This is a genomic window from Bacillus sp. EKM420B (assembly GCF_011065565.1).
GTDB lineage: Bacteria > Bacillota > Bacilli > Bacillales > Bacillaceae > Bacillus > Bacillus velezensis.
Window position 1 is genome coordinate 527,750 of sequence record NZ_JAAMNX010000001.1, and the last position, 7,553, is coordinate 535,302.

Annotated in this window: 7 protein-coding genes; 3 read left to right on the forward strand and 4 right to left on the reverse strand. The window is 43.9% G+C overall.

The features are described 5' to 3' along the window. Positions 1–22 precede the first annotated feature (22 nt). Entirely contained in the window at positions 23–1,690 is a 1,668-nt protein-coding gene (rnjA, locus tag G9F48_RS02875; RefSeq protein ID WP_007611151.1) for a ribonuclease J1, read from the reverse strand. A 5-nt stretch (positions 1,691–1,695) separates the two neighbouring features. Beyond that, the gene (locus G9F48_RS02880; protein ID WP_003154548.1) at positions 1,696–1,905 is read right to left on the reverse strand and encodes a DNA-dependent RNA polymerase subunit epsilon; all 210 of its coding nucleotides are present in this window, start codon (positions 1,903–1,905) and stop codon (positions 1,696–1,698) included. Positions 1,906–2,259: 354 nt separating this feature from the next. Here G9F48_RS02880 and G9F48_RS02885 point away from each other — a divergent pair, with 354 nt between their 5' ends. Beyond that, positions 2,260–3,030, forward strand: a complete 771-nt coding sequence (locus G9F48_RS02885; protein WP_146283564.1) for a Cof-type HAD-IIB family hydrolase — start codon at positions 2,260–2,262, stop codon at positions 3,028–3,030. A 37-nt stretch (positions 3,031–3,067) separates the two neighbouring features. Here G9F48_RS02885 and def read toward each other — a convergent pair whose 3' ends face one another. Further along, a complete protein-coding gene (gene def / locus G9F48_RS02890; protein WP_039063011.1) occupies positions 3,068–3,622 on the reverse strand; it encodes a peptide deformylase in 555 nt (184 codons plus the stop codon). Between the two features lie 112 nt (positions 3,623–3,734). Continuing rightward, positions 3,735–3,911 (reverse strand): YjcZ family sporulation protein, encoded by a 177-nt coding sequence (locus G9F48_RS02895; RefSeq protein ID WP_032862645.1) that lies wholly within the window; start codon positions 3,909–3,911, stop codon positions 3,735–3,737. Between the two features lie 246 nt (positions 3,912–4,157). Here G9F48_RS02895 and G9F48_RS02900 point away from each other — a divergent pair, with 246 nt between their 5' ends. After that, entirely contained in the window at positions 4,158–4,796 is a 639-nt protein-coding gene (locus G9F48_RS02900) for a YkyA family protein (RefSeq protein WP_165409130.1), read from the forward strand. A 445-nt stretch (positions 4,797–5,241) separates the two neighbouring features. Further along, on the forward strand, positions 5,242–7,548 hold the full coding sequence (fabD, locus tag G9F48_RS02905) for an ACP S-malonyltransferase (protein WP_165409000.1): 2,307 nt from the start codon (positions 5,242–5,244) through the stop codon (positions 7,546–7,548). Positions 7,549–7,553: the final 5 nt, after the last annotated feature.

Sequence of the window (7,553 nt, forward strand, 5' to 3'; positions counted from 1 at the left end):
ACTCGTAATGAGTGCAGTTTTTTTAGACCTCCATAATGATCGGAAGGATCATCGGGCGGCGTTTTGTTTTTTCGTATAGGAACGGAGCAAGCGTATCGGTAATTTCGTTTTTAATTTCGGACCACTGCGTTGTTTTCCGATCCATTACTTTCTCCAGATGGTTCGAAATGAGCTGCTGCGCGTCATTGATCAAATCACCGGATTCTCTCATGTATACAAAGCCTCTTGAGATTAAATCAGGCCCCGCCGAAACCTTAAAGTCGTCCATGTTGATGCTGACAACAACGATAACAAGGCCTTCTTCTGAAAGAATGCGGCGGTCGCGGAGCACGATATTGCCGATATCACCGATTCCGCTTCCGTCAATGTAAACGGAGCCGGACGGAATTTTGCCTGCCACAGCGGCTTCTTCGCCTTTGAGGGCCAGCACTTCTCCATTATCCATGATAAAGCAGTTTTCTTCAGGTATGCCGCAATCAGTCGCGAGTTTGACGTGCATTTTCTGCATTCTGTACTCACCGTGAATCGGCATAAAGAACTTCGGTTTGATCAGGCGGAGCATTAATTTCTGCTCTTCCTGTCCGCCGTGTCCGGATGTATGAATGTCATTCAATGAACCGTGAATGACTTCTGCGCCCGCACGGTACAGCTGGTTGATGGTGCGGCTTACGCTGATTGTGTTTCCGGGAATCGGAGAGGAAGAAAAGACGACCGTATCTCCGGGATTAATGGAAATCTGCCGGTGCGTCCCGTTAGCGATGCGTGATAACGCCGCCATCGGTTCACCTTGGCTTCCCGTACATAAAATCGTTACCTTATTGGCAGGCAAACGATTGATTTCGTTATGCTCAATAAACGTATTTTTAGGACAGGTAATGTAGCCGAGATTTTGTCCGATTTCAATAGCCGATTCCATACTGCGTCCGAATACGGCAACTTTTCTGCCTTTTAAAACGGCTGCTTCAATCACCTGCTGAAGACGGTGTATATTCGAAGCGAATGTCGCAAATATAATTCTGCCGTCCACTTTTCGGAAAATATCGTGAATGCTTTCGCCTACGCGGCGTTCTGACATGGTGAAATCAGGAACCTCACTGTTTGTACTGTCAGAAAGCAGGCACAAAACGCCTTCTTTCCCGATTTCAGCCATCTTTGTCAAGTTGGCCGGTTCGCCTACCGGTGTGAAATCGAACTTAAAGTCCCCGGTATGTACGATATTGCCCGGCGGTGTTTTGACGACGATTCCGTATGAATCCGGAATGCTGTGTGTCGTTCTGAAGAAGGATACAGACGTCTTGCGGAACTTCACGATGTCGTCTTCACCGATGATGTTTAATTTGGTCTGTCTTAACAGCCCGTGCTCTTCAAGTTTATTCCGAAGTAAGCCGATCGCGAGTTTACCGCCGTAAACGGGAATATTTACTTGTCTGAGCAGGTACGGAATACCGCCGATATGGTCTTCATGACCATGGGTGATAAACAGACCTTTAATTTTATCTTCATTTTTTACTAAATACGTGTAATCGGGGATTACGTAATCAATGCCGAGAAGTTCATCTTCCGGGAACTTGATTCCCGCATCAATCAGTACAATTTCATCCTGAAACTGCACCCCGTACGTATTTTTCCCGATCTCGCCCAATCCGCCGAGGGCGAAAACGGCAGTCTGGTCATTTTTTACAAATTTCATTCCGCTCATAACTCCAATACTTTAAAATTTTCGCTCTGCTTCTCATATTCTAAAAAAGCACCGTCCACAGGCTGAACAAATTCAATGTTGTATTTCTGATCTTTCAGTTTCGTTCTGACGTCCCGTTCTGAAACGCCCTCAATGTAAAGTGAATCTGTTTTTTCCCGAACAGGTACTTCGTCAGCCTTCTCTTGATAAAATACCTTATAAATCATCCAAATCTCTCCTTAAATGCCGTATGTTAGACTCGCTCATTCTATTATATTCGAAAACGGATTATAAGGAAAGTCTCGAGCAAAAAAGGGACTTTCAAAAACCGAAAGATCCCTTCTACGCGATGACTTTTTTCCGGAGCATTCCGCCCCACTGTCTTCTGAGTTTCTTCCGTAATCGGCGCAGCATTGTATACCTCCTTTAAAGCCCTTTATAGCAGTAGTATGCGGAAAAAATGAATTTGTTTTCGTGGGTAAAACTGGAATTTGATCAAGGCGGTTTTCCGGAAGAAAAACTTTCTGTATGATGATATTGAAAAAGACACGACTGATAAACGGGAAAAAGGAGAAATTGACATGAATCCAAAACTGATCTTTTTTGATATTGACGGCACGATCTATGACCATGATAAACATATTCCCGATAGCGCAAGAAACGCCGTGACGGCGCTTAAAGAGGCTGGGCATCACGTTTTTATCGCCAGCGGAAGGTCCCCGTTTATGGTAAAACCGATTCTGGAAGAGCTTGAGATTGAATCATTTATTTCATACAACGGCCAGTATGTCGTATTTGAAGGTGAGGTCATTTATAAAAATCCTCTTCCTGAAGATGCGGTTGCGCGTTTATTAAAGCAGGCGGCAGAAGGGGAGCATCCCGTCGTATTTATGGCGGAAGACACGATGAAAACGACCGTCCCCGGACATCCGCACGTCTCGGAAGGTATCGGCAGTCTGAAAGCGCCTTATCCCGAAGTTGATGAAACATTTTATAAAGGAAAAGAAATTTATCAGCTGCTTTTATTCTGCCGCGGACATGAAGAAAAAGCATATGCGGCTTTTCCGGAGTTTGATTACGTCCGCTGGCATGAATTGTCCACGGATGTGCTTCCGAAAGGCGGTTCAAAAGCGGAAGGCATTAAAAGAGTGCTTGAGCGGCTTCCGTACGGCGTAAGTGACACTTATGCATTCGGCGACGGACTAAATGACCTTGAGATGATCCGTTTTGCCGGCACCGGGGTGGCGATGGGAAATGCGGTTCCGGAATTAAAAGCTGCCGCCGATTTCGTCACAAAGCCGGTGGATGAAGAGGGAATCAGCTGGGCCGTCAAAGAACTGGGCCTTTTGTAATAAAGAAAACCGGCACTTTGGGAAGTGCCGGTTTTTTTTAACGGTCAATGGCAATGGCGTTTTCAGGTTCTTTGAACGGATCTTCTTTATCGATATGGTCGTAAAACATCACGCCGTTCAGATGATCGATTTCGTGCTGAAACACGATGGCCGGAAAACCTTTGAGGCGGATGTCAATCTGTTCTCCTTCAAGCGTCACCGCCTTCACGCGGATGCGGGCGTAGCGCGGCACATAGCCGGGAATGGGTTCGTCTACCGACAGGCAGCCTTCTCCGCTCGTCAAGTAGCTTTTTTCCACTGAGTGGCTGACGATTTTAGGGTTAAAAAGAGCATAGCTGTATAAAGTGCCTTTCGCATCTTCTGCATGGACGGCGATCATCCGTTTTTTTACGTCTGTTTGCGGAGCGGCAAGACCGACGCCCGGACGAAGCTTGTATTTCTCGGCTAATTCAGGATTTTGGCTGTTTTTCACAAACTCAATCATATCAGCAAGATGCTGTTTTTCTTCGTCAGAAGCGGGAAGCTGAACCTCTTCAGCGATCTCTCTGAGCGCGGGATGTCCGTCGCGTACAATATTTTCCATAGTAATCAAGAAACTTCACTCCTAAAGCTTAATATGTAAATTATAGCGAATTTCTTTATCGCGGCGCAACGAAACAATTGGCCGGCCATAGCAGGCCGGCCGATTTTCATGGTGTATAAGGTCAGCAGCCGCAGCCTAAATAAGCGGCACCGACGATGATTAATAAGATAAACAATACGACGATTAATGCGAATGTGCGGCCATATCCCCCGCCGCAGCCATAACCGTAACCGCCATAACCGTATCCGCCGCCGCAGCAACCGCCGCCAAATCCGCCGCCAAATCCATATCCGTACATAAAAAAACCTCCTCTTTTAATTACGCTGACCCTTTGTCAGCAGGGCCGGCGTCTACTATAAACTATGTAAAAGCCAAAAAGATGTATGGTCATCCGCCCTGTTTTCTCAATTTTTTACGCAAGTATTCTTTGACAGCACCGTAAGCGTCTTTTTACCCGGTCATGCCAATTACAGCTCAGCTATTGTCAAAAAGCGTTCGGGCTTCTATAGTGGAAATTGTCAAGATTGGGGGATTTTAAGTGAATATGATTCAAAAAAAGGTATTAGCAGGAATCGGAGCGCTCGGCGCCGCAAGTATGCTGCTTGCGGGCTGCGGGGGAAAAGATCCGGTTGAATCGCTTCATGACTCGATGGAAAAAGCCGTTCAAGCGGAAAAACCGTTTCAAAAAGAGCAGAAAACATTGGAAAAATTAGAGAAAAAAGAGCACAAGCTTTACGACAGCGCGGTTAAACTGAATATGGATGATTACAAGAAAATCGTCACACTGTCTGATCAGGCTCTGAGCAATGCAAATCAGCGAAAAAAACATCTGAAAGCAGAAAAAGACAGTATTGATGATTCAAAAAAAGCATTTGAATCCGCAAAAAAAACTTCTCAAGAAATAAAGGATAAGAAAGTAAAAGAAAAAGCCGGGCATGCTGTCGCTTTAATGGGGAAAAGGTATGCATCTTATGATCTTTTGTACAAAAAGTACGAAAAAGCCATTTCACTTGATAAGGACCTTTATAAACTGATTAAAGATAAAAAGCTCACATTAGCGCAGCTGGAAGAGCAAATCGGCAAAGTAAACTCAGTTTACGAAAAGGTGCATAAACAAGCAGAGGAGTTCAATCAATTTACTAAAGACTACAACAAAGAGAAAGAACTATTATTCCGCGAATAGTATAGTGAAGGCATATCGGCATGGGCTGATGAACTGATAACAACCGAGTTCAGCCGCCTGTAAAATGGCGGCTGAAGAATTGGTATATACGTGTGTTTCCCATTGACAACATGTAAATCATGGTATAGTATTTATTTAGGGAAATATTCACATAAAACCAATCGTTGTTTCGGCACGTTGGAATGTTTTTATTATATTGATATATAAAAAACAGAATGAAAATGCGGCTTTAATTATCAGAAAATTCTTTCTATTTACATTTGCGGCAATATGATATTTGTACATGTTTTTGCTTTTAAACCTTTATCCGGCATAAAGGTTTTTTATTTTGCTTCGTAATGCTTATTAAGTAAATGACAATTTTAAAATTGAAGTGAAAAATGTTAATCAAATCACAATCGGAACGAAAAGAAACGGCAGAAATACGGAACAAGGAGGAAAACAAATGCTTGCTTACGTCTTTCCCGGACAGGGAGCGCAGTTTAAAGGAATGGGCAGAGACTTATTCGATGAATTCAGTGAGCTCATTAAAAAGGCAGATCATATTTTAGGATACTCCATAAAGGATTTATGCCTTTCAGATGAAAAAGAGAGGCTCTCTGATACGAAGTATACACAACCTGCAATTTATACAGTGAGCGCACTGCAATATTTAAAGGGTTTAAAAGAAGGTCATACACGCCCTGATGCTGTTGCAGGACATAGTCTGGGTGAATATACTGCGCTTTTTGCGGCCGGCGTTTTTAATTTTGAAACAGGTCTCCGGCTGGTTGCTAAAAGAGGCGAGTTAATGAGTGAGGCTTCCGAGGGCGGAATGGCTGCCGTGATCGGACTGGATGAGCATCACATAAAAAAAATACTTCAAAAGTATGAATTCGGCCAAATAGATATCGCCAATTACAATACATCTTCACAAATTGTGATAGCAGGGGCTGCAGAAGAGATAAAGCGGGCAGCCTCTTTTTTTGAAAAAGAAGGGGCGAAAGCTTATATCGTATTGCAAGTCGGCGGAGCTTTTCATTCTCGTTTTATGGAAAGTGCACAGCGTGAATTTGCGGAATTTATCGAGGAGTTTCATTTTTCTGAATTGAATTTCCCGGTCATCTCTAACTATACGGCAAGACCTTATAAACAAGAAGATATCAAACGGAATTTAATTGAACAAATAACAAACTCGGTGAAATGGACTGAAAGCATCAGGTACTTAATGGGACAAGGCGTCACTGTGTTTGAAGAGATCGGTCCCGGAAACATTCTGACTAAATTAATTCAAACCATACAAAGAGATGAGGAACCGCTTAATATTAGTGCGCCGGAAGACAGTCTCTTGTTTTCTGAAGGGAACAAGGACAATTCGGAAAGCGGGAAAGAGAAGGGCCTCTTGGCCGAAAATATAGAAAGCAGTGCGGCTTCACCGGTGTCCCGATTGGGTGATCAATCTTTCAAAGAAGATTACGGTTTGACATACGCGTATTTGGCAGGTGCGATGCATAGAGGGATCTCTTCCGCTGAAATGCTGATCCGCCTCGGGAAGAAAGGAATGCTGGGGTTCTTTGGCACAGCGGGTTTAACTATAAGGGAAATTGAACAGGCTCTTATTACTATTAAGAAGACACTCAAAAGTGGCCAGCCCTACGGAATGAATCTGCGATTTGAGCCGGATCATCAAGATAGAGAAAAGGAATTGATAGATTTATATATCAAGCATGACGTACGGGTAATAGAAGCGTCTTCGTATCTTTCCGTCAGCGCGCCATTAATTTATTACAAAGCGCATCAGTTGAAGATGGACAAAAGCGGCAGGGTCATACCTCATAAACGGATCATTGCCAAAGTTTCACGGCCGGAAGTTGCGGCCGCATTTCTGAGTCCGCCTCCTCAAAGTATCGTAAAGAGAATGTGTCAGCAGGGTATGCTGACGGAAGAGCAGGCGGAGTGGCTCAGCCGTGTTCCGGCAGCAGACGATATCATTATTGAAGCAGATTGCGGCAGTAATACCGAACAGGGCTCATTGACGGCGATGCTGCCGTTTTTTGTTAACCTGCGGGATGAAATGATGGAAACACACAAATACGCAAGGAAGATCAGAGTCGGGGCCGCGGGAGGAATCGGGACCCCCGAGTCTGCGGCGTCTGCTTTTTTAATGGGCGCTGATTTTATTATGACGGGATCCATTAATCAATGTACAGTTGAAGCCGAAACAAGCGGTTTTGTTAAAGAAATGCTGAGTGAGACAGGAATATGGGACACTGCTTATGCGCCTTCGGAGACTCTGTTTGAGTTCGGAACAAAGGTGCAGGTGCTGAAAAAGGGCACGCTGTTTCCGGTCAGGGCAAATAAATTATTTCAAATCTACCAACAATATGAGTCTTTGAGTGAGATAGATGAAAAGACAAAAATTCAGCTCGAAAATGTTTATTTTAACAAGACTTTTGATGAAATCTACGAAAGCATAATAGAAAAACAGCCGAACCTGGCCCAAAAAGCTGAGCGCAATCAAAAATATAAGATGCTGTTACTATTTAAGTGGTATTTGCAGAGAGGATGTCTGCTTGCTTTGGAAGGGCAGGAAGAACAAAAGGTGAATTTCCAAGTTCATTGCGGCCCGTCTTTAGGCGCTTTTAATCATTGGGTAAAGGGCACGGATTTGGAATCATGGAGAAACAGACATGTCGATGACATTGGTGAAAAAATGATGAATGAGACCGAAAGTCTGCTAAGGCGCAGATTGGATACGTTATTTCTACACTAAAGAAG